The sequence below is a fragment of the Clostridium cellulovorans 743B genome, from assembly GCF_000145275.1.
Taxonomy (GTDB): domain Bacteria; phylum Bacillota; class Clostridia; order Clostridiales; family Clostridiaceae; genus Clostridium_K; species Clostridium_K cellulovorans.
On the sequence record NC_014393.1, the window covers coordinates 1,290,247 to 1,311,852 of the forward strand.

Annotated in this window: 22 protein-coding genes, 1 pseudogene and 1 riboswitch; of the genes and pseudogenes, 19 read left to right on the forward strand and 4 right to left on the reverse strand. The window is 32.0% G+C overall.

The window, feature by feature from the left end; all coding sequences use genetic code 11:
* The first annotated feature begins 25 nt into the window (after positions 1–25).
* The 19 genes from CLOCEL_RS05305 to CLOCEL_RS05395 all read left to right on the forward strand — a co-directional run bounded on the left by CLOCEL_RS05305 (position 26) and on the right by CLOCEL_RS05395 (position 18,982).
* Positions 26–418 carry a VOC family protein gene (locus tag CLOCEL_RS05305; RefSeq protein WP_010076332.1) on the forward strand — a complete coding sequence of 131 codons (393 nt, stop codon included), beginning with the start codon at positions 26–28 and terminating at the stop codon, positions 416–418.
* A 40-nt stretch (positions 419–458) separates the two neighbouring features.
* Positions 459–920 carry a GNAT family N-acetyltransferase gene (locus tag CLOCEL_RS05310; protein WP_010076331.1) on the forward strand — a complete coding sequence of 154 codons (462 nt, stop codon included), beginning with the start codon at positions 459–461 and terminating at the stop codon, positions 918–920.
* A gap of 103 nt (positions 921–1,023) precedes the next feature.
* Positions 1,024–1,479 (forward strand): GNAT family N-acetyltransferase, encoded by a 456-nt coding sequence (locus CLOCEL_RS05315; protein ID WP_010076330.1) that lies wholly within the window; start codon positions 1,024–1,026, stop codon positions 1,477–1,479.
* 98 nt (positions 1,480–1,577) lie between these two features.
* The gene (locus tag CLOCEL_RS05320) at positions 1,578–2,336 is read left to right on the forward strand and encodes a sugar phosphate isomerase/epimerase family protein (protein ID WP_010076329.1); all 759 of its coding nucleotides are present in this window, start codon (positions 1,578–1,580) and stop codon (positions 2,334–2,336) included.
* 94 nt (positions 2,337–2,430) lie between these two features.
* On the forward strand, positions 2,431–3,123 hold the full coding sequence (locus CLOCEL_RS05325; protein WP_242655224.1) for a cadmium resistance transporter: 693 nt from the start codon (positions 2,431–2,433) through the stop codon (positions 3,121–3,123).
* Between the two features lie 401 nt (positions 3,124–3,524).
* Positions 3,525–3,848, forward strand: coding sequence for a PadR family transcriptional regulator (locus CLOCEL_RS05330; RefSeq protein WP_010076327.1), 324 nt, complete (start codon positions 3,525–3,527; stop codon positions 3,846–3,848).
* 2 nt (positions 3,849–3,850) lie between these two features.
* Positions 3,851–4,204 (forward strand): DUF1048 domain-containing protein, encoded by a 354-nt coding sequence (locus CLOCEL_RS05335; RefSeq protein WP_010076326.1) that lies wholly within the window; start codon positions 3,851–3,853, stop codon positions 4,202–4,204.
* Positions 4,205–4,377: 173 nt separating this feature from the next.
* Positions 4,378–4,902, forward strand: coding sequence for a P-loop NTPase family protein (locus tag CLOCEL_RS05340; RefSeq protein ID WP_010076325.1), 525 nt, complete (start codon positions 4,378–4,380; stop codon positions 4,900–4,902).
* A gap of 305 nt (positions 4,903–5,207) precedes the next feature.
* On the forward strand, positions 5,208–5,672 hold the full coding sequence (locus tag CLOCEL_RS05345; RefSeq protein ID WP_010076324.1) for a hypothetical protein: 465 nt from the start codon (positions 5,208–5,210) through the stop codon (positions 5,670–5,672).
* A gap of 335 nt (positions 5,673–6,007) precedes the next feature.
* On the forward strand, positions 6,008–6,862 hold the full coding sequence (locus CLOCEL_RS05350; protein ID WP_010076323.1) for an AraC family transcriptional regulator: 855 nt from the start codon (positions 6,008–6,010) through the stop codon (positions 6,860–6,862).
* A 67-nt stretch (positions 6,863–6,929) separates the two neighbouring features.
* Complete coding sequence (locus CLOCEL_RS05355) at positions 6,930–7,253, forward strand: YciI family protein (RefSeq protein ID WP_010076322.1); 324 nt, start codon at positions 6,930–6,932, stop codon at positions 7,251–7,253.
* A 286-nt stretch (positions 7,254–7,539) separates the two neighbouring features.
* The gene (locus CLOCEL_RS05360; RefSeq protein ID WP_010076321.1) at positions 7,540–8,124 is read left to right on the forward strand and encodes a hypothetical protein; all 585 of its coding nucleotides are present in this window, start codon (positions 7,540–7,542) and stop codon (positions 8,122–8,124) included.
* Positions 8,125–8,479: 355 nt separating this feature from the next.
* Positions 8,480–9,868 (forward strand): 6-phospho-beta-glucosidase, encoded by a 1,389-nt coding sequence (locus CLOCEL_RS05365; RefSeq protein ID WP_010076320.1) that lies wholly within the window; start codon positions 8,480–8,482, stop codon positions 9,866–9,868.
* Between the two features lie 231 nt (positions 9,869–10,099).
* The gene (locus CLOCEL_RS05370; protein WP_010076319.1) at positions 10,100–13,138 is read left to right on the forward strand and encodes a TIM-barrel domain-containing protein; all 3,039 of its coding nucleotides are present in this window, start codon (positions 10,100–10,102) and stop codon (positions 13,136–13,138) included.
* Positions 13,139–13,670: 532 nt separating this feature from the next.
* On the forward strand, positions 13,671–14,309 hold the full coding sequence (locus tag CLOCEL_RS05375; protein ID WP_010076317.1) for a hypothetical protein: 639 nt from the start codon (positions 13,671–13,673) through the stop codon (positions 14,307–14,309).
* A 180-nt stretch (positions 14,310–14,489) separates the two neighbouring features.
* Positions 14,490–15,134: a hypothetical protein gene (locus CLOCEL_RS05380; RefSeq protein WP_010076316.1), complete on the forward strand. Its 645-nt coding sequence runs from the start codon at positions 14,490–14,492 to the stop codon at positions 15,132–15,134.
* The gene (locus CLOCEL_RS05385) at positions 15,127–15,810 is read left to right on the forward strand and encodes a LytR/AlgR family response regulator transcription factor (RefSeq protein ID WP_010076315.1); all 684 of its coding nucleotides are present in this window, start codon (positions 15,127–15,129) and stop codon (positions 15,808–15,810) included. Before CLOCEL_RS05380 ends, CLOCEL_RS05385 begins: the two co-directional genes overlap by 8 nt.
* A gap of 158 nt (positions 15,811–15,968) precedes the next feature.
* Positions 15,969–16,071: riboswitch (SAM riboswitch) on the forward strand.
* A 299-nt stretch (positions 16,072–16,370) separates the two neighbouring features.
* A complete protein-coding gene (locus CLOCEL_RS05390) occupies positions 16,371–18,047 on the forward strand; it encodes a C45 family autoproteolytic acyltransferase/hydrolase (RefSeq protein WP_010076314.1) in 1,677 nt (558 codons plus the stop codon).
* On the forward strand, positions 18,041–18,982 hold the full coding sequence (locus CLOCEL_RS05395) for a S66 peptidase family protein (protein ID WP_010076313.1): 942 nt from the start codon (positions 18,041–18,043) through the stop codon (positions 18,980–18,982). Before CLOCEL_RS05390 ends, CLOCEL_RS05395 begins: the two co-directional genes overlap by 7 nt.
* Before the next feature lie 132 nt (positions 18,983–19,114).
* Here the strand turns inward: CLOCEL_RS05395 and CLOCEL_RS22220 are convergent.
* From CLOCEL_RS22220 to CLOCEL_RS05410, 4 genes and pseudogenes are all read right to left on the reverse strand, one after another.
* Positions 19,115–19,285: pseudogene (locus CLOCEL_RS22220) on the reverse strand (kinase to dihydroxyacetone kinase); the annotation flags it as partial.
* A 196-nt stretch (positions 19,286–19,481) separates the two neighbouring features.
* Positions 19,482–19,871, reverse strand: a complete 390-nt coding sequence (locus CLOCEL_RS05400) for a bacteriohemerythrin (protein WP_010076312.1) — start codon at positions 19,869–19,871, stop codon at positions 19,482–19,484.
* Positions 19,872–20,223: 352 nt separating this feature from the next.
* The gene (locus CLOCEL_RS05405) at positions 20,224–21,168 is read right to left on the reverse strand and encodes an IS3 family transposase (RefSeq protein ID WP_341271460.1); all 945 of its coding nucleotides are present in this window, start codon (positions 21,166–21,168) and stop codon (positions 20,224–20,226) included.
* Entirely contained in the window at positions 21,135–21,419 is a 285-nt protein-coding gene (locus CLOCEL_RS05410) for a transposase (protein WP_013291642.1), read from the reverse strand. Before CLOCEL_RS05410 ends, CLOCEL_RS05405 begins: the two co-directional genes overlap by 34 nt.
* Positions 21,420–21,606 lie beyond the last annotated feature (187 nt).

A 21,606-nucleotide genomic window follows, 5' to 3' on the forward strand; every position in this document is an offset into this window, starting at 1 on the left:
TTTATATAATAAGAGGGGTGTAGAGATGAAACTGGGAGCAACGTTATATATTAAGAACACAGTTGAAGCCGTAGAGTTCTATAAGGAGGCTTTTGGAATGACTTTGGGATATAATGAGAAATTTCCAGACGGAACCTTTATGCATGCGGCGTTACTTAAAGATGGACATGAAGTATTTGCCGTAAGCGAGTCTAGAAATGATGATTTCCTTAAGGTTATGCTAGCATCATCATTAAAAGAGTCTCGTCCCACTATGAGTTATGGAATTAACTTTGATAACGAAGAGGAAGTAAAAAAGGCATATGCTATGTTAATAGACGGAGGAACAGTGCTTTTTCCCCTAGGATCACTTCCTTGGAGTTCTTGTTGTGCTGAGGTGGTAGATAAATACGGTGTATATTGGTACATAACTGTATAGAGATTTAATTAGGTAAAAACATGAGAAAAAGGTGATTTGGATGTGTAAAGTCAGAAGTGTTACTTTAGAAGATAAGGTAAGCTTAGTTCAATTAGTAAAAACTATGTTAGGAGATGAAAATTTAGAGGAAACTGCTAAGTTAGTGGTAGAAGATTTCTTTAATAATACTCAATACAAAGTTTTTGTAATTGAAGAACTGAATATAGTAAATGGATTTGGAGTTCTTAAGTTTGAATCTTTTGAAGGTGCAAATGCTGTGGCTGAAATCGTCTGGTTAAAGGTAGATGATGAGCACAAAAGAAAAGGCTATGGAAAAACGTTAATTTTATTTATGGAGCAATACGCAAAAGAAAATAATATCAGAAAGATATATTTGAAAACGGGAATTGATAATAAGGCAGCTATCTGTTTTTATATTATGCAAGACTATAAATTTGAAGCTCGAATGTTGGATTTTGGTTGCAAAGGTCATGACAATTATTATTTTGCCAAAGATATATGATCAGTTACAGTCTTTGAGGTATCTTAAAAAGCTAAATATAGTTTAAGTTTGTAACTTTCATATATGACTAAATAAAGAAACTGTATAACAAAGGGGGAGTTTTATGTATCATATTGAACAGTTTGAAAAGAAAATGCAAAGCCAGGTTACGGAATTTTATGAAAAATGTTTACCTGAATCAGGTCGTTTATTTGACCCAGAAGGGGTACATAAAGCTCTTACTGAAATAGAAAAAAACTATGACTTTTTTTTATGTTTATTTGATGGATCTATAATTATTGGAACTATAGCCGTAAATAGATTAGATGAAAAGAAATGCGAACTTCGGTCGGTTTATTTGTTGAAAGAATATCACGGTAAAGGACTGGGAACGAAAATGATGAAGGAAGCAATTTGCTATGCAAAAGCTTGCGGGTTTCATGAGATGTATCTTGATACAATAAGTAGTACAAGTCAAAGAGCAATTAGAATGTATCAGAGCTATGGTTTTATTAATACAGAAAAATATAAAAATACAATACGTTCTGATATATTTATGAAATTAATACTTAAAGAATAGATTATGAGTGATTGTGGTGCATTCTTCATATTGGAAAGCCTAAAGAAAATGCTTTTATGAAAAGCGATCACAATCATTTTCCCTTGGAGGTAATTGTAATGAAAGAAATAGTATTATGTGATGATGGCGAATATTTAAGAGTTGCTAAGTTATGTGAAAAATTTAATGTTAATGTAAATATTGATGCATTTAATGATCCTGAATTTTTTAATAATAATCCAAATGAAATAGAAAAACAATTAAAAATATATAAGAATACAAAGGTTTCCTCAATCCATGGTACTTTTACTGATTTATGTTTTGGGAGTAAAGACAGCCTTATTAGAGAGGTAGCAAAGAAGAGATTTGAATATTCCTATGAAATATCTCGTAAATTAGGTTGCAAACACATAGTTCTTCACCATGGTTACGTACCTGGAACAAGTTATCCGCCAAATTGGGTTAAAAGAAGTAAAATATTTTGGGATGACTTTTTAAGGGATAAAGATGAAGAAACAGTTTTTCATATAGAAAATCTCCTTGAACATACTCCTGACTTGATTTCTGAGATAGTATCAACAGTAGACGATAAGCGGTTGAATATATGTCTTGATGTAGGACATGCTAATTGTAATTCAAAAACATCTGTTTTAGAATGGATTAAAAAACTTAATAAACAAATAGGCTTTGTTCATTTACACAACAACTATGGTGAGCAAGACGAGCATTCAGGATTTGAAAAAGGTACAATTGATTTTTTAGAAATTTGCAATGCTTTAGAGGACTACGCTCCAAATGCAATTTGGGGTATAGAAACCAATATAGATGATATGGAGGATTCTATAAAATGGCTTATAGAAAATAAATATTTAAATTAGTGTGATGAAAGTAATACTTAGAGAATAGCTTAGATGCAAGGAAGATTGGTTATGGAAAACTGCTATTATTAATTAAAACATATAAGTGGAGGGAATGTATTTGTTTAGTACAGTAATAACAGCTTTTATTTCATTTGTAAGTACAAATATTGATGATATACTTGTACTCATGCTGTTCTTCTCACAAATAAATAATATTATGAAGACGCGTCATATCATTATTGGACAGTATTTAGGAATAGGAACTTTAACAATAATAAGTATAGTAGGGGCTTTAGGTATATCAATAATTCCCCATGAATATGTAGGCTTACTTGGATTAATTCCTATATATCTAGGAATAAAAGCATATGCTGACTATAAAAAAGAAAGTAAGTACAAGAAAAATATAGAGAATCAGGAGAATAAAAACGACGAAAATAATAAGTTAGAAGAAACTACTGATATAAAGGAAACGCGTATAATAACTTTTATCAAAAATTTTATTAATCCAAGTGTTTTTAAAGTAGCCAGTATAACTTTTGCTAACGGCGGAGATAATGTTGGAATTTACGTACCACTTTTTACAAGTATGAACTTAATAAGTATTTTTACAACTGTGGTAATGTTTGTATTTCTTACAGCACTATGGTGTTTTATTGGTAAAAGGTTATCAGAATATCCTTTTGTTCAGAGGAATATCGAAAAATACAAGCACATCTTCATTCCAATAATATTTATAGGATTAGGATTTTTTATTCTAATAGAAAGTTGTACAATAACTTTTATTTATAAGAAAATATTTTGAGTTAATGTGCAATATTTTTATATAGCGAACTAATAAAGAAGTCATATAATTTATTTTATAGGCTTCTTTTGTTTTGCTATAAAAGTAACGTTATTTTAACCACTGAGGTAACTACAAGGTATGCCAACTATTTATATTGTTCCTAGAAAATTTTCTTATAATTGTTTCAGTTTCAGTTATTCCAACAGGGAATACTGCATCATACTTCATCCTTGGGTAATAGCACTGTCGTATAAATTATTAATTGATAGGTCAAAATAGAATAATTATATATTACATAGGGAAATATTTTGATTCCTCAAAAAATGCACCTCTTGACAGGTACGCTATTCTGTAATACTATATAGTAGTAGTAAGTAATACTGAATACAAGTTATACAGAATAGCAAGGAGGAATTACATTGGAAAACCTTACAGAAATGCTGAAAGGTGTACTAGAGGGCTGTGTACTTGAAATAATCAGCCACGAGGAAATTTACGGTTACGAAATCACAAGGCGGTTGAATGCTCTTGGATTTTCAGACGTTGTAGATGGGACAGTCTACACTATCTTGGTACGTCTTGAAAAAAATAAACTCGTTGACATAGAAAAAAAACCGTCTGATATGGGACCACCACGAAAGTTTTTCACCCTCAACGACGCTGGGCGTGAGGAATTGAAGATGTTTTGGGAGAAATGGGAATTTGTATCGTCAAAAATAAATCAGTTAAAGGAGGAACAGTAATTATGTTAGAACTATTAAAAAAATTGGTCGGGGATAAAAAAGAGTATAAGCAACAGATGGCAAGGGTAGAAATGTTACCTGAAGACTATAAGTTCGTATTTGAAAAAATCCAAAAATACATGTGGAATTTTGCAGCAGGAGAGGGCTATGATATGTTGAAGATCCATTATGAATTGATAGATTTGTTCGAAGTCGGTGCAGCGGAAGGTAAACAAGTTTTAGAAATCACCGGGGAGGACGTGGCAGCATTCTGCGACGAACTTTTACGAAATGCCAAGACATATACGGAAAACTGGCGCGAGAAGCTTAACAGCGATATAATGAAAAAATTAGGGAAGGAGAATGATTCCAAGTGACTAATTTAGTCATGACCATAAAGTTTTTGAAAAAATCTTATAGTAAAATATAAGTACTAATCCTTTCAAGGGGAATATTTAGTTCTAGTCCAACTTATAGTATTTCTTTAGGTTGGAAAGAGTAAGGTTCATAGAACTTAACAAATGGAACTGATAAAGCGGGAGAGTAATGGATGAAAATTATAATAATTGGGTGTCCAGGTGCAGGGAAATCCGTATTAACAAAAAGGATTAATGATTTTCTGCATTACCCAGTTTTGCATTTAGATAAAATTTATCACACTGGCGGAAAATCGCACATAACAAGAGATGAATTGGTCAAAAGAGTAAGTGATTTTACAAGTATGCATGACAAATGGGTTGTTGATGGAAATTATATTTCTACACTTGAAATGAGGGTTAAGTTAGCTGACACAATAATAGTATTGAATATACCTTCAGAAATATGTGTAGCCAACGCTTGTAAAAGGGCTGAGGAAAATATCAAGCAAGGTATAAATAGGGATGACATGGCGGAAGGCTTTGATCATACAGTTACAGAAGAATTTCTTAATTTCATTAAAAATTTTGAAATGGATACATTGCCGAGAGTTAAAGCTATATTAAAAAATTTTCCTGATAAAAATATAAAGTTTCTAAGCAACTATAGAGAAATAGAAGAATTTACAGAAGATTTGAGAAAAAAATATACCGAATAAATTGCTAAGCAATAATTTAAAAAGAGTTGTTAGCATAGGACTTATGGGTTGATTAGTTTTGAATCTTTGTATAACGAACTAATAAAGAAGTCGTATAATTTATTTTATAGGCTTCTTTTGTTTTGCTATAATAGCAAAATTATTTTTAAAAATAGCATATCTTTTGTCTATGTTAAAGGGTGATGTTGAAAACAAATATTCACAAATATACATAAATATCCACTTGATGTATAATGAAATTACTTGGAAGTTGTAAGAAAATGTGAATCAAAAATTATAAAAATAAAATGCAGGAGGATCTTTGCATGCAAAATGTAAGAATAATAAAGATACCAGAATTAAAAATGGTAAGTTCGGGAGCAATAACTAACATAGAACAATTAGAGGCATTTGATAATTGGTGGTCGTCAATAGATGTAAATCAGTATATTACACCTCGTGACTTTATGTGGTATAACGAGAAAAAAAGATATATGGAATGGGTTTTTGCTATACCTGATAATTGTATAGATTTTGGTGGTTACCAGCTTGTGAATTTTCCAGGCGGTCTTTATGCTGTTGCGACATCGAAAGACGCTGATGAGGACTGTAAAACTGCCAGAGAAGAAATTTGCAAATGGGTATCTGAAAGTGGTTGTTTTCAATTAGCAACAGAAGAAAATGATAATGAAATACGTTATACAATGTCTCATGTGATAACCCCAAAAGTCTTTAAAGAAAAGCTTGGATATCACTTAGCTGATAATTTTGTTCCAATCGTAGTAAAGTAATTTATCACTTTCTTATATAACGAACGAATAAAGAAGCCATATAATTTATTGTTATAGGCTTTTTTGTTTTGCTGTAAAAACAACATTATTCTTAAAGGCAGCCTATCTTTTAGCCATGTTAAATAGTGATTTTGAAAACAAATATTTCATAAATATACATGATTATCTATATAGTGTATAATAAAATTACCTGGCAATCGTAAAAAAGTGCGAACTTGAGATTATTTATAATAATATTCAGAATAATCTTTTAAATAATAACCCACAAATACTTGCAAATATTATCGAGTTTTTATCTTTAACCTATATTATACTTGGTGTGAAAGGATGAGCATATGGATACTCTTGAAAATATGAAAAATGCCATTGATTATATCGAAAATAACCTTAACAACGAAATTGAATATGCAAAGATTGCACAAATAGCATTGTGTTCCCAATATCACTTTCAGCGCATGTTTGGTTTCCTTATCGGCGTACCTCTGTCTGAGTATATTCGCCGTCGTCGACTTACTCTTGCAGCCTTTGATTTGCAGAATAGCAACGAAAAGATAATTGATATTGCTCTAAAGTATGGCTATACTTCACCGGATTCCTTTTCTCGTGCATTTATGGCAGTGCATGGAATAAATCCCTCAAAAGCAAGGGAAAATGGAATATCTCTAAAGGCGTATCCACGTGTAACGTTCTCGTTATCATTAAAAGGAGTTGTCGAAATGAACTATAGAATTGAGAAAAAAAATTCGTTTACTATTGTAGGCGTAAAGGAAAGATTTTCACATCTTGAAGGTTTAGGTGAAAACATCGGAAGAATGTGGAGTGAGACATCACCAGAGACCTTTGGACAAATTGCTGAACTGGGAGACACTGAACCCTATGGTTTATTAGGCGTGTACAGTGGAATGTATGAGGACAATACAACTGACTATTATATCGCCACTACAACGACAAAAAGCTGTCCCGAAACATTGTCTAAGCTTGAAATACCATCTCTTACATGGGCGGTATTCGAAATAACTGGTCCTATGCCTACAGCTATGTCAGAAGTATGGGGACGGATTTTTTCCGAATGGTTCCCTACATCCGGTTATGAGCATGCAGAAGCGCCAGAAGTGGAGTGGTACTCGAAAGGTGATTTGAGTGCAACTGACTACAAAAGCGAAATTTGGATACCAGTTATTAAAAAATGAAGTTATATTACTTCGCAATCGTAAGGTATTGTGTGTTAGTAAAATTATATTTATAAGGAGCATTAATATGAAAGATAAAAAGCATTATATTTTAAAGTCATTGCCCACAAGACCAACTTTTCCACAAGATATGACGGCAGAAGAAAGAGAAATCATGCAACAGCATATCACTTATTGGGAAGACAAAGCTGAAAAGGGGATAGCTATTGTGTTTGGACCCGTTTTTGACCCAAAAGGTGGGTATGGGCTGGGAGTTATTGAAGTAGATGAAGAAGAACAAGTTCATGCTCTTATCAAAGACGACCCTGCTGTTAAAGCAGGTTTACAAAAGCCAGAGTTTTATTTAATGGGTGCAGTGCTTCCTAAATGGTGGCACAGGATTGAGAAATAATAAAAAATATTGATATATAGCGAACTGATAAAAAAGTCATATGATTTTGGGTATAATCAATTGGATTTGGTTTATTCAGTTGCGATAATCCAATGGATACCAGGAGAAATCGATTTTCCCAAAGTGTATAATATATTAAGCATTGAAAAAGGTTAATATGATTGAATAACTTAGGATAATATGATTGAATAACTTAAGATAATATGATTGAATAACTTAAGATAATATAAATAGATGAGCGGAGTTTTTTAGATTCATCTATTTAAGAGAAAGGACGATATAAATTTTGACTAAATTTAAACCAAAGTATAGTAGAAAAAATATAATAGGGTATATAGTTGCTATATTTTTATCTATTGTAGCAATATATCTTTTCATTGATAGTGATTATAAGGAATTTAAAGTATTACTTTTTCCATTAATGATGATAGTTTATTTTATTATTCACACTAGATACATGTTAATAAAGAATATAATATTTGATGATTCTATTCATGTAGAGAGATTTCTATGGCGGGAAACGGTAATTCAGTATGATAAGATAGAACATATTACCTTTGCAAGTTTAAAGGCGGGAAGAAAGAAAGTTCTATTTCAAGGCATCATTAATCAAGATGAATTAATAAAGATTTTAACTGAGAAGGTTAATGAAGGAAGAATAAGTGTTAATAATGAAGAGAATGAAAATGTAGCAACTAAGCAATATATCAATATGAAGCTTGGAGTGATATTGTTTTTATTACTTTTTATAATACAAGGTATATCATCAGTTTTTCCATATCATTTGATTAATAGTCTTATTGATGGATTTATAGTTTGGTTAATAATTTATCTAATATATTACTTTATAACAAATAGAAAAATTGATTAGTTAATAACATGCAAAGGTTCTTGATATCAAGAGCTTTTGTTGTTTTTTGAGAAATATTATAGGAGTGTTATATTAATTATTTCCGGTTAACTTTATAAAGAAGTGCACCATTTAGTTTTTCAATTTTTTCTCTTAGTTTATAGTAGTTTAGTTCTTATAAAAAATCAATTAGTCCTTAATTTCGCAATATTCTTAAAGTAATTTTATCTTTCAAGCAAAAAGTCTCAGAAAGTTTCAAAAAAACTTCCGTAAGATAATAATCTTTAAAAAAAAGAGTCAGAGTAGCGTATTCCCATAGACGTAGGAGGCTTTAATAGATATATTATAAGTAAACGTGGTTTATGGAGGGATTATTATGAAGAAGCAAATAAAAATCGCAACAATCGGAGGGGGAAGCAGTTACACTCCAGAATTGATGGAAGGTTTTATTAAGAGGTATGATGAACTTCCAATAAGTGAAATATGGTTAGTTGATATAGAAGCTGGAAAAGAAAAGTTAGAGATTGTGGGGAAGCTATCACAGCGCATGTGGGATGCAACGCCATATAAGGTAAAGGTGTTTACAACCTTAAATAGAAAAGAAGCTTTAGTAGGTGCAGATTTTGTAACAACGCAATTTAGAGTTGGGTTATTAGATGCAAGAATCAAAGATGAAAGAATACCAGCATTGCATGGAATGTTAGGGCAAGAAACAAACGGCGCTGGTGGGATCTTTAAAGCTTTTAGGACAATTCCTGTGATAAAGGAAATTGTGGAGGATATGAAGGTATTATGTCCTGAGGCTTGGCTTATTAACTTCACTAATCCTAGTGGGATTATTACAGAAGCAGTTATTAAACATTTTGGCTGGAAAAACTGTATTGGCTTGTGTAATGTACCAGTGAATTCAATGATGAGTGAACCTAGAATCATCGGAAAGGATCTTTCACAATTAAACTATCAGTTTGCTGGGTTAAACCACTTTCATTGGCATAAGGTTTTTGATGAAGAAGGTAAAGAAGTTACAGCTCAGTTAATAGATCATATTAATGAAAAAGATGGGGGAACTCCAGCAAATATTTTTGAAGCTGAATTTTCATTGGAATTATTACATTCTATGAACTTATTGCCTTGTGGATATCACCGTTATTATTATTCAGAAAAAGAGATGTTGGAACATAGTCTAGAGGATTTTAGAAAAGGTGGAACTCGTGCGGAACAAATGAAAGAAGTAGAGGCAGCTCTTTTTGAAGTATATAAAAATCCCGACTTGAATAAAAAGCCTGAAGAATTACAGAAACGTGGTGGTGCATATTATAGTGATGCTGCTTGTGAATGTATAAGCGCAATATACAATAATAAAGGAATTCGAATGGTTGTAAGTACAGAAAATAATGGGGCTATACCTTGCCTAGATTCAGATTCTATAGTTGAGATTTCTTCAATAATTTCTGCAAAAGGTGCAGAGCCAATTGCTTGGGGTAAGATGGAGTCCTTTGAAAAAGGATGGCTTCAGCTTATGAAAGCGATGGAAGAATGCACAATAACTGCTGCTTTATCTGGGGATTATGGAATGGCATTGCAGGCTTTCATGGTAAATCCATTAGTTCAAAAGGGAAGTGAAGCAATAGAAGTGTTGAATGAATTGCTGGTAGCACATGAAAGATATCTCCCACAATTTAAAGAAAAGATTGCTGAGTTAAAGAAACAGGGAGTAGAATCAAAGGATTCAGTTGTAGTAGAGCTGATGAAAAATGGATACTAAAAAGTTTTTGACACTGTTTTAAAAAACATAATAAGCTTGTTCAGTAAAACTCTATTATTTTTAATCCTCACAGGAAATAGTTTGCAAAGACCTTGAGGGGAAGGTATACTACGACAATTATACTCTAATAAGAATGGTAAAATAATGGTTAAATTATTTACAAATATTGTAAATTTGGTTATTATAGGATACAATTAAATTCATGCGAGTTATTTATGAAAGGATGTTAATATGAATTTAGTTGAAAGAAAATATCAGTTCGTGAAAGTAGAGGACTTTTTTCAAGGCTACAAGAATTGGCACAGAGTTTTGAAAGCATCACAGGCAAAGGTAGAGGAAAAAGATATCACTGTTTCTGTTACAAGCGACATAGGTACTCATACAATGATAATACAATTTGTTAGAGAAGATGTATTCAGATTAAGATTTGATCCTGGAAAAGCTGACTATTCTTCATACAACACTCGATCAGTTATATTAGATGATTTTGATAAATTAAGAGATGGGCTCCCTGATTATAAATTAAATGTTACAGAGGATTCAAAAGGAGTTCAATGTACTACAGTGAATTCATCTTCAAAATCAATTATGAAAATAACGATAAATTATGAACCTTTCTCAATAGATATCTATGCCTTTGATGAAAAAGGCCAATTTAAAGTGCTCTCAACTGCTAGTGAAGGTTTGTATTTCACTGAAAATGGTTTTCCTGATGAGTACTCCATTATACAAGCAATGGACAAAAGTGTTACAGCTAAGTATATAGGTTTTGGAGAGCATGGAGGAATACAACTTGCAAAAAATACTACACAGCTTACGTACTTTAACTATGATAATATGAAGTACTCACAGATGTATAATAATGGACCATTAGAAAGCAAAGAGCCATTATATCATTCAGATCCATTTTTTATGGAGTTCTATGGTGTACCAGATAAAAAAAGCGTATATGGGATATTTATCGATAATCCTTCAGAAGTCTGTATGGATATTGGATATATGAGATCTACAGGCTATATGTTTGGTACAAGATTTGGGTCTATGGATTATTATTTCATCCTTGGAGAAACAGCTACAGATATTATTGATGGTTTTACAGAAATCGTTGGAAAGTCACGTTTGAAACCTAGATATGCTCTTGGATATCATCAAGGTTGCTTTGGTTATGATAACAGAGAAAAGGTAGAAGCTGCTGTTTCTGCTTATAGAAGCAAGGATATAGACATCCCTCTTGATGGAATTCATATAGATGTAGACATTCAAAGGAACCATAAAACCTTTACTATAGATGCAAAAGATAAATTTCATAATCCAAAAGAGATGTTTTCTAATTTAAGAGCACAAGGGGTTAAATGTAGTACGAATATCACGCCAATCATTAATATGGAAAATCCTGAAGATGCAGGTGATCCTGAAAATAATCCTACGTATAAAAGTTTCTATGAAGGAATAGAAAAGAATTATTTTATTGTTGATAATCGTTCAGAGAGTGAAGATTTTGATGCTAAAAATTATCATTATTATGAATTTGGAAATCTAACTACTTCTGTTGCAGATAATAACTTTAATAATGGAAAACCATATATCGGAGGAATTAATTATGGTGGTGGTATTAGATTCAAAGGCCATTATCCTGATTTCGGAAGAAAAGAAGTAAGATATTGGTGGGGAAAACAATATCAATATTTGTTTGATATGGGTCTTGAAATGGTATGGCAGGATATGACTACACCAGCTATAGCGCCACTTCAACGCGATTATAATTTTAATGAAGAACCTAAATATGGTTATGGTGACATGAAGTCATTTCCTGCAAGATTAAATATCACTGATGATTTTGTAAAAGCCTTTGAAAATGATGATATAGAAACTAATTCATATTCTAAAACTCCATTTATCAAAGCGTGGAATCTATATTCATATAACTTACACAAAGCAACTTATCACGGATTAAATCATTTAAATGGAAGAGAAAATAAAAGAAACTTTATAATCGGTAGAGGAAGCTTTGCTGGAGCTCATAGGTTTTCAGCTTTATGGAATGGTGACAACGCTTCAACTTGGGATTTTATGAGGATAAACATATCTCAATGTCTTGCTTTGGGATTAACAGGTCAAGCTATGTCAGGTCAAGATATCGGTGGCTTTGAAAAAGGAAGTGATGGAGAGAAGTGGATAGATCCTGAACTTTTAATTCGATGGACATCTATGGGAGCCTTTTTACCATGGTTCAGAAATCATTATAATGGAAAAGCAGAAATAGGAAAGCAATTTCAAGAACCTTATAAATTCAAGGATGTAAGTGAAAGTGATAAAGGAAGCTACAAATATATGTATGATGCAGTTCTTCCTATATGTAAATATTTTATAGAACTTCGTTATAGATTAATGCAGCTTTTCTATGATAGATTGTTTGAGAATACTTTAAATGGTATGCCTATTTGTAGAGCAATGTTTCTAGCCAGTGATGATGATTCTTTATTTAATGACAAAATTGATTTTATAAGTAATGAATTCTTTGTTGGAAATGACCTTTTAGTAGCACCAATTACCTCAAAAGGACAAGGGAACCGTGATGTGTATCTGCCTATAGGAAATAGTTGGTATCAGTTTATGGATAGCAGAAAGCCACTTTTGGATGCAATTGAAGGTGGCACTACATTAAATATCGATGCGAGTATAACTGATAAAAATGCATGGGATCCAAATCACATACCTTTTACGGTACCACTTTATGTTAGAGCTGGAGCAATAATTCCTACAATAGAACGCGAAAGATATGTTGGAGAATTAAACAGTAAGGGCCTTCCTAATCCAATAACTTTAAATATTTATCCATGCAATGAAGGGGTAAAAGGAACATATACCATGTACCTTGACGATGGAGTTAGCCGTTCTTCTGCTGCAAAGACTATCAATGGTGATGAGGTTGCCAATGAAGAATATAGACAAACAGATATTACTCATCAGTATATTAGTAATAATGTTAGAGAGATAATTATAGAACGCAAACATGATAAATATACTCCTAAATATGAAACTTATTTCTTTGTGGCAATACTTCATGATGATAAAAAGACTCTTAATAAAGTTACAATAGGAGAAGAAACTATAGCTAAGATATCAAATGGAACTTTAGGTGAAAGGTCAAGTACCTTAAAAACTTCAGCTACTAACAGTTGGTACTATAATGAAGAAAATCATATAAGTTATATAAAGGTTTTTGATACTGATAAATTAATCAACATAACAGTTGAATATATGAACTAATACAAATAAAGACGTAAAATCTCTGAAATGAACAGAATTAATTGTTCATTTCAGAGGTTTTTTATGTAGTAACAATTGAGCAGTGTTACTGTTGATTGTTTCCAGTCAATAAAAAGATTATAGTGATATATTATAATTACCTACTATGTATAACAAACCAACTATTATAGTTCATAAACGAAATCAATTATTTTTCCTTTTCCTAAAACTCTTCCACCAGTTTGAATAAAAAAAGTATTGCCTTTTTAACATGGTCTTTAACCCATTCATATGCTTCTTTATTGATAGTGGGCATTCGAATTAATAATCTATAATTTTCTCCACGTTTAAGTCCTTTAATTTTTTTATCAAATACATATTCTCCTGAAGACAAGAGATTATTTCCATTTGTCCATCCATGAACTAAAGAAAATTGCTATATGTGCTATGAATTTGTAGTTCATGCCAACCTAATTGTGTTTCATTTTATAAGTAATATAATGGGAATATATCAAGGAAATACAATAAAGGATCTATTAAGGAGGATTTAAAAATGGAGAAATCAAAAAAACTATTTGTTATTGGAAAGAGACCAACAAGGACAATGATAATTGTTACAGCTGTATTAGCTATTATTGCAGGGCTAGAAGCAGGTTTCTATTTATGCAAACTATGTAAGGTGGAGGATTATAAAATATCAGCACCTATAGTTATTTTAGCAACTGCGGCAATCTTTTTCTTGATTTATGTTCCAACAATAGCAAACTGTATAAAACATTGGGATATAAGTGAAAAGTATATAGAGCTTTACAGAGTTAATAAGTATGGGACTCAATGGAAGTATGTATATGGCATATTAATTGGTAAAGAAGAAAAGTTTGCAGACAAAATAGAATTAAGTGAAATTAAAAGTATCAAGCTTTATTGGACTACAATGTTTAGTTATATGGTAATGATGATGCACCCTATTTTTTTCCGCGTCACTTTAAAAGACGGAACCGTTATAAAGTTTCTTTCATTAGTAACTTCAAATGATAAAAATTATGTAGCAGCTGTAAAACATTTAAAAGAAAAATGCAATATAGAAATAGAGGATGAGCATGATTTGCTATCTGTAATAGAGGATCCAAATAGAAGCCTTAATGAATATATAGATGAAATTGAAAGAGCAAGTGTTAAGGCTAAGAGGTAATTCAAAGGAACTCAGCGATGAGTTCTTTTTCTTTTTAGAATTTATGGATTTAAGATGCAAGCATTATTGAGAGTTATATATTTTAAGAAATTACAGACATGAGCAAATGTTGCATTTAATGTATAATAAAGAATGAGATTGAATTAAAATACATAAATGCAACTACAAAGGAGTGATTGATTGAAAAAGTCAAAGAAATTATTTGTTGTTGGAGATAAAAGTTCAAAGACTGGAATAATTTTTATTTCGTTAATAACATTTTTTTTCGTAGCAGTACAAATCGGAAATAGTGCCAATACTTTAATAGGATTCAATAAAAATTGGGGCATTTTTGCAGGAATTTTATTTGTGATAATAGGAGTTTTTGAAATACCTGTAGTGGTAGCAACGTGGAAACATTGGGATATAAGTGAAGAGTACTTGGAATACTATGATAACAATGATTATTTCCAGCAATGGAGATACTTAATTAGTATTTTCAAAGGCAGAGAGGATGTCTGTGCATTCAAAATTAGATTAACGGAAATTAAAAGTATTAAAATCTATTGGAATAGGCAGTATGCACATTATTCAACTATAAATTATACGATTTATTTCGGTGTAGCTTTGAAGGATGGGTCGATTTTAACTTTTCGATCATTAATTGGTTCAGATAAAAAGGGGTTTTTAGATGCCTTAAATTATTTAAAAGAAAGATATTTTATTGAAATAGATGATGCGTATAACGTACTAGGTGTACTAGCAGATCCTAACCAAAACCTCCATGAATATATCCAAAAAATCGAAAAGAATAGATTTTTGGGGGAGGGAATGAAGGATGATTAAGATTATTTTAAGTTTAAAAAATCAAGACTTAAAGAGCCTTTTAAAATCTGAAATTCAAAAATCTTTAAGGGATTATCCCAAAAAGATTATTTTTGCTCATGAGGATTATATTAAAGATGATTCAAATAGCGAGAACTTATTATTTTTCTTTGAATTAGTGGATAGCAGTGATATTAAGAAGGCTGAGCTGATGAAGGAAAGAAATGAGGCTGATTGTATTATTTTCTTAAGTGAAGATGAAACTTTAGTTTTTAAATCCCTAAGGGTAAAGCCTATACAGTTTATTCGTCTGAATAATTTTGATGAAGATTTCAAGAATATGATTGAAGTATTAATAGACTACTTACAAAATACCGATAGAGTATTAACTTTAAAATCTGGGACAACTATCTTTAGACTTAATGTGAAAAGTATTATTTTTATTGAATCCTTTGGGCATTATTTATCTTTCCATGCTATTAATGGAAATTATCAAGTTAGAGGTAAGCTATCAGATATTATAGAAGAAATCAATAATCCATATTTTATAAGAACTCATAAGTCTTATATTGTTAATATTAGCTTCGTGGAAAGGGTATTATCAGATAAGTTGATCTTAAAGAGTGATCTTGAGGTTCCAATAGGAAGAAATTTCAAGGATGAAGTTATAGAAAGTTATCATAAATTTGCTACATAGAATACAGGTACATTAACTATTATAAGTAAATGTGAAAACATATTGACAAAATAGAAAAATGTGGTTATAATAAAACACATAAAACATATAAGTTTACTAGAGAAAAGTATTAAGGAACTAAAGTAAAAAAAGCCCTTTTAAAAAAAATGATATTATTAACCTTATCAAGAGAAGCCGAGGGACTGGCCCTAAGACGTTTCAGCAACCACACTTTAAAGTGATGGTGCTAAATCCAGCAGATTAAATTCTGAGAGATGAGGATGAATTTTTAATTAGACTGTTTTTATGAACAATATCCATCTAATTCAGATGTTTTTTTTTTATAAATAACATAAATTCAAATAACGTCTTACATTGAATCCATATGGCGCTTATAAATTTAATTTAGATTTTCAATTTTAATATATAGAATTTCAAAAGTAGTTAAATGTTTTATAAAGATATTTGCTTTAGAAAGAAGTTGTTCCTAAAAGTTTAGATATAGATTCACCTTTCACCAAGGATATTAATATGATATTAGTATGCAAAAAGTGAAAGTGGAGAATCGGGGTGTCTATGGAATGGTAAGGAGCAATAATAATTACCAAGGCAACAGAAACTACCGGAGTAAAAAGGATTATCAAGAGACGAGCGGTTATTCTAGTAATTATCAAAGTAGTAGAAGTTATAAAGGCAATAATGCTCAGCAGAATAACGATGTCCAGCAAAATGGTAATGCTGAGCAAAGTAACAATGCTTACAGAAGTAATAATACTCAGCAAGGCCACAACAATATGCATCAAAGGAACAAAACTAAACAAAGCAACAATACACAGCAAGGTAGTAAAAAAAATCAAAACAATAAACCTTATGAAGGCTATCAGCAACGTAAAAGTAAGAATTGCCCGGACAATATTCATTATTTTGGTAAAGGCTACAGATTTGAGAGAAACGGTTGGATATATATTCACATTGAAGGAGAACCATATAAGCGTGGTTTTCAGCATGGATTCTTACTTGCAAAAGAAATTAAGGAAATTATGGATAACTTAAAGTTCCTAACTTACTGGAATACAGGTAAGGAGTGGAGTTTTTTTGTTAAGGAAGCAGAAAGACAGTTTACGAATAGGCTTGATATAGAGTATTTATATGAAATAAAAGGTATAGCTGATGGCGCATATAAGGCAGGGGTACAAGTAACTTGGCAAGAAATTCTTGCATGGAACGGTTATGGTGAACTTATAGATTTTTGGTGGCCTTATAGGAATAATGGGGTAGTTGGTAGCAATTTAGCAAGAGCCAAAGGCCGTTGTTCAGCTTTTATTGCCACTGGTTCTGCTACAAAAAATAAAAAAATACTTTTAGCACATAACACTTGGGAGAACTTTGAAACTGGGCAGTATCTCAATATAATTATAGACATTGTACCTAAAAGAGGTAATAGGATTTTGATGCAGACGGCTCCAGGATATATAGATAGCTTTAGTGATTTCTTTGTCACAGGTTCAGGACTTTTAGGCGCGGATACAAGTATTGCTGGTTTTATGAAATATAATCCTAACGGAATCCCTCAGTTTGTGAGAATTCGTAAGGCTATTCAATATGCTGATGATATGACTGGTTTTGTTGATATTATGAAGGAGAGAAGCAATGGTGGATACACTAGTATGTGGCTCCTAGGAGATATAAAAACTAATAAAATTCTTCGATTTGAACAAGGTCTAGAGTACTATAATGTAAAAACTTTGGAGGATGGCTATTTCATTGGATTTAATGCACCAGAAGATCCGAGAATCCGCAATTTAGAAGTGGAAAACAGTTGTTATACAGATATTCGTGATCATCAAGGAGCAAGAAGAGTTCGACTTACACAACTACTGGAACATCAGTTAGGAAAGTTGGATATAGAAGCAGCAAAGGATATTTTAGCTGATCATTATGATGTTTACTTAAATCAGAGAATACCGTCTTCTAGAACTATTGATGGTCATTATGAATTGGATGATCAAAAGTATCCAAGTCTTGCAGGGTCACCACCACCATTTTCACCTCAAGGCACATTAGATGGGAAGATAATAGATAGCGATCTCGCTAAGATGATGGCATTTTGTGCTAGGTGGGGAAATTCCAGTGGCATGCCTTTTATTACTCACGATTATTTTGCGAATCATCCTCAGTGGAATCATTTAAAGGGGCATCTTAAGGATAGATTTACTGAGAAGTGGAGCAAGTTCAGGGTTGGTGAAGGTGGATGTTAAAACCTAAAAGACTTAAGACTGGGGATACCATAGGTATTGTGTCGCCTGCAACAGGAATGGATAAAAGTGATATCTGGCGAGCTGTTGAAGCTTTTGAAGGCTATGGTTTTAAGGTGAAGGTGGGGCAACATGCTTACGATAATTATTACTATCTTGCAGGTTCAGACAAAGCTAGAGCAGCGGATTTAAATACTTTTTTTGCTGATCCATCAATCGATGCAATCTTCTGTAGCCAAGGCGGTTATGGTTCCCCAAGAATACTAGATGAAATAGATTATGAAGTTATAAGACAGAATCCTAAGATATTTATAGGTTACAGCGATATAACTGCACTTCATCTTGCAATTTATAAGAAAGCAGGACTTGTGACCTTCCATGGACCTAATGCCACTGGAATTTATGGTGAATATGCCACAAAATACAGAATGGGATATCTTTTCAAGGCCCTTTGCTGTGAGCGGCCAATAGGGAAAATTATAATGGCTGATCCAGATAAATATCTAGTTAAGGTTACTCCAGGAAAAGTAAGTGGAAAAACTATAGGTGGGAATTTATCATTGATCTGTGAGCTTATTGGTACTCCTTATGAAGTTAATACGGAAGGAAAAATATTATTTTTAGAAGAGATTGGCTCGGATATTCAAGATATAGACAGTAGATTGACACAGCTTTTGAACACGGGAAAACTACAAGCAGCATCTGGCATCGTCATAGGTGAGTGTACTGATTGTACTTCAGATATATATGATAAGGGCAGAACTTTGGAAGACTTGATTTTTGATAGAATAGGAAACCTTGGTATACCAGCCATTTGGGGACTTCCAATAGGACATACCCATGACCTGGCTACGATTCCTATAGGAGTAAATGCCACTTTGGATGCAACAAAGGGGGAGTTTATTATTCTAGAGACTGCCACGGAGTACTATTCATAAGATGATAAATAGCCATGAAAAGAATTAATTTTTGTTATGACTGTGGGTATCTATAAAAGCCTAGATAATCTTTTGGTGATTAGCTAGGCTTTTTTTAGGTTCTTAGATTGTAGTGCATGGCCATATTTTGGTCTAACCATGAAGACCATTGATTTGGAGTTCCATATTTTCTATAACAACATCATAAATATCACCTAATGAAGCGCAATATTCAAGGACTTTCCATGGCGTATTTGTGTGAAAGTGTATTTTTATCAGCTCATCATCTCCAACTGCAAGTAAACTATCACCTTCAATGTTTTTGAATTGGGACGTAAAAACACCGCAAAATTCAATTTTTAATAATGCGATGTTTAATAATTATTCGATTTTTATTGTTGTGTCGTTAAATTAAGAATATATTCACTAGATATAGCAAAGCTTTACTATGAATTACTTTTTTCTTTGTATCTGGGGTCGAGGAAATTCTCATTATTGCAAGTGTTAAGCTTGGGGTGAATTATTTTCCTATAAGTTTGTCATTTGAAAAAATATGTTCTATTAACCAATCATTTAAAAGTTGTAAAATATTTATTATGTATTGATCTTGGTTTTGATCAATCTTTGAAAAATCTACATCGTTAATTCTTTTTATAAATGCTTCATGCTCAACTTTTTGAGTAAACATTCTTTTATAGTTAATACTTTTCATGTATTCTTCTTCAGCTTTAAAATGAAAGGCAGTATAATTTTGAAGCTTATGTATTAACTCTACTATCTTATTATATTTATCAACTACATAATCATTTTTTAATAATTCATAAGCTTCATTTGCTATTTCAAAAAGAACTTTATGCTGTTCATCAATGAAAGCTATTTCTGTTTTATATTCATCTTTAAATTCATACAATAGGTATTACCTTCTTTCGATATAATGATATAATGTTATGATTGTATTTTATTAATGATAATATACAAATTAAATAATAAAGACCTTATGAATTATAGGCTCACCTTTTTCTGTTTTGCCAAGAGTAACTTCCATTACACTCTCTTTTTATACCCTTTTATCCTGGTATATCTCTATTCTTATCTACACTTATATTCTTATCTACACTTATATTCTTATCTACACTTATATTCTTATCTACACTTATATTATTATTTACTATCTATACTATAATCGCTAAAGATACATAATTAATCTCTTTGGTCCTATGTCAAGATTTAGTACAAGTTAAAATGAGAAGTTTATCCTCATATTAACTCGCCAATAGCATTCCTTGCTTTTTTGCTTTTTCATACAGCTTTTCAAAATCATCTGGCGACATATAGTCGCAATGACTGTGAATACGTTGTGTATTATAGAAGGCTTCAATATATTCAAATACTAGGCGATATGATTGTCTATAATTACAGATTTTGAATCTATTCAACCATTCTCTTTTGATTAAGGAATGAAAGGATTCGATACAAGCATTATCCCATGGAAAGGCTTTCTTAGAATAGCTTAGTTGCATTGTTTCAGTAGCTTTTCGGTATTCATTTGAAACGTATTGACTTCCTCGATCACTATGTAAGATAAGTGGTTCCTCAGTATTTCTTCTTGCTTTGGCTTTGTTAATTGTTTCTATCACACATGCTGCTTCCAAAGTTTCTGAAAGCGTCCATGCGATGATTTTCCTTGAATATAAATCCATAATGCTGGTTAGATAAACAAACCTTTCTGTTGTCCAAATATAAGTTATATCACTACACCAGACGGCATTTGGGCGTTCAGGGTTAAATTGTTCATCAAGAATATTTTGAAGTTCATTACTGAAATCAGAATCTTTGGTTGTTACTGTCCAAGGTTTGATCCATTGAGCCTTGATTCCTAGTTCTTTCATATACTTGCCAACAGTACGCTGAGAAATGATTTCTCCATCCTGTTGTAGCTTTTTTGCAATTTTGGGTGCACCATAGTTTTGTTTGGAATCATCGTAAATATCCTTAATTTTTACTTTAACAGCCTCCTTACGTTTTTGCGTATCAGAAGGCATATGTTTCTGCCATGCACGATAACCAGACCGTGAAACACCCAATATTTTCAGCATTCCAGAGACGGAAACCTGGCGGTTTTCTTTCATGGCAGCTTCCGTCTTTTCAGAAACTTCTAGGTAAAGAGCTTCTGTTATTTTCCCAGAATGCTGATGGCTTTTTTTAATACATCAAGAGCATCCTGAGTATCACGCAATTCACGTTTTAAACGAGCAATTTCTTTTGCCTCATCGGAAGAATAATTGCCAGAGCCACGGCTTTCTATATCGCCAGTTTCTCGCAGTTCTTTCTGCCATCTGGAAAGAGTTTGCTGACTAATGCCAAGATTCTTAGCACACCCAACTAGTCCTAATTCTTTGTGATCTTGATAATATTGAATTGCATCAAGCTTAAACTGTTTGTCTAAATGTTTTGCCATAATGAGATCCTCCTTGGATACAATACCATTATTGTATCATATTACATATATAGGATTTTCTCATTTTAATTTGTACTATTTAGATTCTAGCACCACTTTTCCTCTTTTACAAATTGTTGTTTATATGTTAGTTAAGTGAAAAAGTCAGGAGATAATGAGTTAAGGTTTGTATGTGGATATCTTGAAT